This is a genomic window from Proteiniphilum sp. UBA1028, from assembly GCF_002316955.1.
Classification (GTDB): Bacteria; Bacteroidota; Bacteroidia; order Bacteroidales; family Dysgonomonadaceae; genus Proteiniphilum.
Genome location: NZ_DCEN01000020.1, coordinates 44569 through 48111 on the forward strand (window position 1 = coordinate 44569; position 3543 = coordinate 48111).

The window sequence follows — 3543 nt, forward strand, 5'->3', positions numbered from 1 at the left end:
CGTTCCTCTTAGGCGGAAATAGACATCCGAATTTATGTTTGTTGTAAATGTAATTTCTTTAACCCCGTTGCCCAAATCTTTCCAAAGTTGTGTTTTAATACCGTTTGCATCTATATGTGCTTTTTTACCGAAACGAGCGATTACCTTTGTTGTGGAGACTTCGTCTTGCGTATATCTCGGGTCTTGCGGACTGATTTTACCTGAAACTTTACCAGAAATAATATCTATATGGTCAAGAACCGGGTTTGTAAGGCTGCTATATGTATTATGGTTATTCTTATCCGGATCCCTGACAATTATTTTAATGGTTACATTGTTGCTTTTTGTTTGAAATGTTTCACCCATTGTTGCCGTACCAACTGTAAACTTCAACGAATCAATTAAGTCTCCAGTAACAATGTAAGAATTACCTGAACGTAACCCGTCAACAACTCCCTGCGCAGAATGTTCTTTTACAAAAATCTTGGTTTTTTGGTATTCGCCTGGATAAAAATCGGAACTTTCGCCATGACAATCTGAGTTTGCAAATAACCACCAACTTCGGCCTTCACTCAACAATGCATCCCAAACTCCGCCTATCTTTGCAGCAAAAGCACCTGTACCGCCCCAAGTAGCACCATCGTTTGCCCCATCACCGGTTGCTCCGTATGAAGTAGGTCTGTAACCTCCCCTATTTTTACTTTTTTGATGACCAGGCTGACTGTCAAAACCGAAACAAACATCGGGCCCGGCGTTATTCATATTTCGTATATCTTCTATCTTAAGTCGATTTGATCTTTCAGGATGAGTTGGAACAATCCATGAGGTTTTAGGATAATTCTTTTGCATCCATTCTATCGCTTCGATAGTTTTTTCTTTTCCTTCTTTTTTTGATTTTATCCAGCCGTTAGGCTCAGAAATATCCAGGTCGCCGTTATCGAATTTATATTCAAATTCTGCAACAGGGTTACAGTTTGGATTCGTTGAATCGAATTGATTATCTATTATACACACATTCACATGTTCATAGCCAGGAGCATTCCATTCTACTCCCTGAAGTATTATCTTATGTGGCAAAACTTCTCGGTAAAGTTGTACATCTTTAAATGAAAAATCACGCAACACCTGCCAGCGCCACATATCATTCGGTTTTTCAGGATCTCGTATACCTTGCAATGTAACACCCTGTACATCACCCCAATTTACAGTAGTTCCCAAATCTCTGCCGGAAACTGTTGCCCAGCGAGATGAGCCTCCTCCATGCTCACTGTTTGCCCACCAGTCTAATCCGAATTGGGCATTTTTTCTCATCATGTGCCCAAATGAATAACCTCCATCAGTATAAGTGGTGTGCTGATGAAAATCACCTGCTAAATAACTTCCCTGAGCTTGCACTTGAAAGAAAAATGAAAAAGAAGCTATGGCTGTAATTAAAAAGTGTTGATTATTTTTTGGTTGCATTACTTTATTTTTAGAGTTTATATTATTTAAATTTCTTCAAGCAGACATGAGTTATTTTTTATCCCACCATACACGTGTCATAACATCATCGTCTCCTTGTCTGGCAACCGCTTCCCTTACATTATCACCGTTAGTGTTCCATTCGGATTGCGGGTAAAGCAGTCTCCGGTTTATTTTAGATGAGAATTCTTCATTAAAGTTGGGAATACCCGTTCTACGCCATGTGGCAAAGGCCTCATTCCAGTTGAAATAGAACATAATCCACATTTGTGTATAAAGCTGATTTCTCGCGTCTGTAATTTTTTGGGGATCAAAGTTTAATGAATTGATGTAGTCGGAAATTTCCGATTCAGGTATAATACCGTTGTTCCCATAGATTCGTTGAAATTCTAAATTCGCCCTTACACCATTCAAAAAATAACTTTTTGCATCACCTGAAATCCAGCCATTCAATATGGCCTCCGAAAGCAAGAGAAGCGTTTCAGCGTAACTCATGTGAACATAAGGAGAATGAAAATTGGCGTACGTTTTAGTATTGGGAGTAGAAACAATTTTCTTACTTGTGTTATCAGATTGAAAAAGTTTATATCCTTGTTGTACGGCAGGGTCGGTATTTCCATCGGGCAACATCACATATACACTCAACCGTGGATCGTTGGTGTTCTTCAGCAAATCAATAAATGCATCAGTACACTTGTAGTCGTATTTATTGGCAGCGGCATTTCCATTTGCAGTTGTTGAATAATAAGTATCCGGCAAATAAAATACAACAAAAGAATCATCATTTGATTGCATTACACCCCCTGCAAATGCTTCTTTAACAGTTGTTTCTGCCAAAACAGGGTCAGCTTTGGAAATTTTCATTCCAAAGCGCAATAAAAGACTATTACCTAATCTTTTCCAACTGTCTATTTTAGCCTTATAAATAATATCGGAAGAAGCAGGTACCATTTTTTTTGATGCATCGAAGCTTTTAATAGCAGTTTTAACCTCATCTATTATCCCTTTATAAATTTCTTGTTGCGGCTCATATTTAGGATAATAAGCTTGTTGTTCATATCCCAGACCGGCCTCCTTATATGGCACATCGCCGTAGGCATCAGTCAATCTGCTGATTTCATAGGCACGCATAATTGAAGCCATCGCATGATAATTGACCAAATCAGGATTGTTTTTGGTTTTTTCTATAACATCAACCACATTTTTAATAACATTCGAATACTGATACTCAAATAAATGACTCATGGTCGTTGATCTGGTTCTACCGCTTTCAACATTTGAAACATGCATTTGCTGTGCAAGCCTGGCAATCATTGTATAATGGGTATAATAAGACCTTTCAAATAAAGTTAACTGTATTGTAGGAATCATATAATCCAACGTAGGCTGCGTTACAAGGTCTTCGCTTTTGTTCATTTCTTCAAATCCTTTATCACATGACATAAAGGTAATGGAGATCAGCAGGAATATAAATATATTTTTGTGTTTCATACGATTTTTTATTTTTTACATCAATGTGTATGGAACTCGCGATAATCATTTACTTGGGTATGAATGATTCTTATGCTCGTTTCATAACGACTAATTTTTAAAAAGTAATATTCAAATTAACGCCAAATGTCCGTGCCTCAGGGTATCCTGAGTTTTCCAAACCCTGTACATTTGAACTCGAAACATGGCTTTCGGGTGAAATATTGTCCAGTTTATTCATTAAATAAAACAAATTTCTACCTGTTAACGAGACTGAAGCTCTTGTAAGAGGTGTCTTCTGTAATATTTTACCCGGAAGATAATACGTTAAAGCTATTTCTCTGAATTTAATATAGCTGGCATCGAACACGAATTCTTCAGCAATACTTGCTAACCTTGAGTAATAGGAAGAAATATTTACAGGATCTATGCGAGTATCATTCACAGAGCCGTCTTCTTTAACGCCCACACCTATGATACCGTTTTCACGCCCGTTCAGGGTGTTTTTATGCTTACCGGCAGTGTATGCCCATCTGTTTGTTTGAGAATAAATCTTTCCACCGAATTTTCCATCAAGTAAGAAACTAAGAGAAACATTACCAAAGTCAAACTTGTTTGTCCACCCGGCAATAA

The 3543-nt window shown here is 37.7% G+C and carries 2 protein-coding genes and 1 pseudogene; all 3 read right to left on the bottom strand.

Features of this window, described 5'->3' with window-relative positions:
* The coding region (locus tag B3Z75_RS02420; RefSeq protein WP_294067339.1) for a hypothetical protein at positions 1 to 1440 on the bottom strand (1440 nt) is incomplete at its 3' end.
* A gap of 51 nt (positions 1441 to 1491) precedes the next feature.
* Positions 1492 to 2931: a SusD/RagB family nutrient-binding outer membrane lipoprotein gene (locus B3Z75_RS02425; protein WP_286854105.1), complete on the bottom strand. Its 1440-nt coding sequence runs from the start codon at positions 2929 to 2931 to the stop codon at positions 1492 to 1494.
* Between the two features lie 97 nt (positions 2932 to 3028).
* Positions 3029 to 3543, bottom strand: a pseudogene (locus tag B3Z75_RS02430) (SusC/RagA family TonB-linked outer membrane protein); the annotation flags it as partial.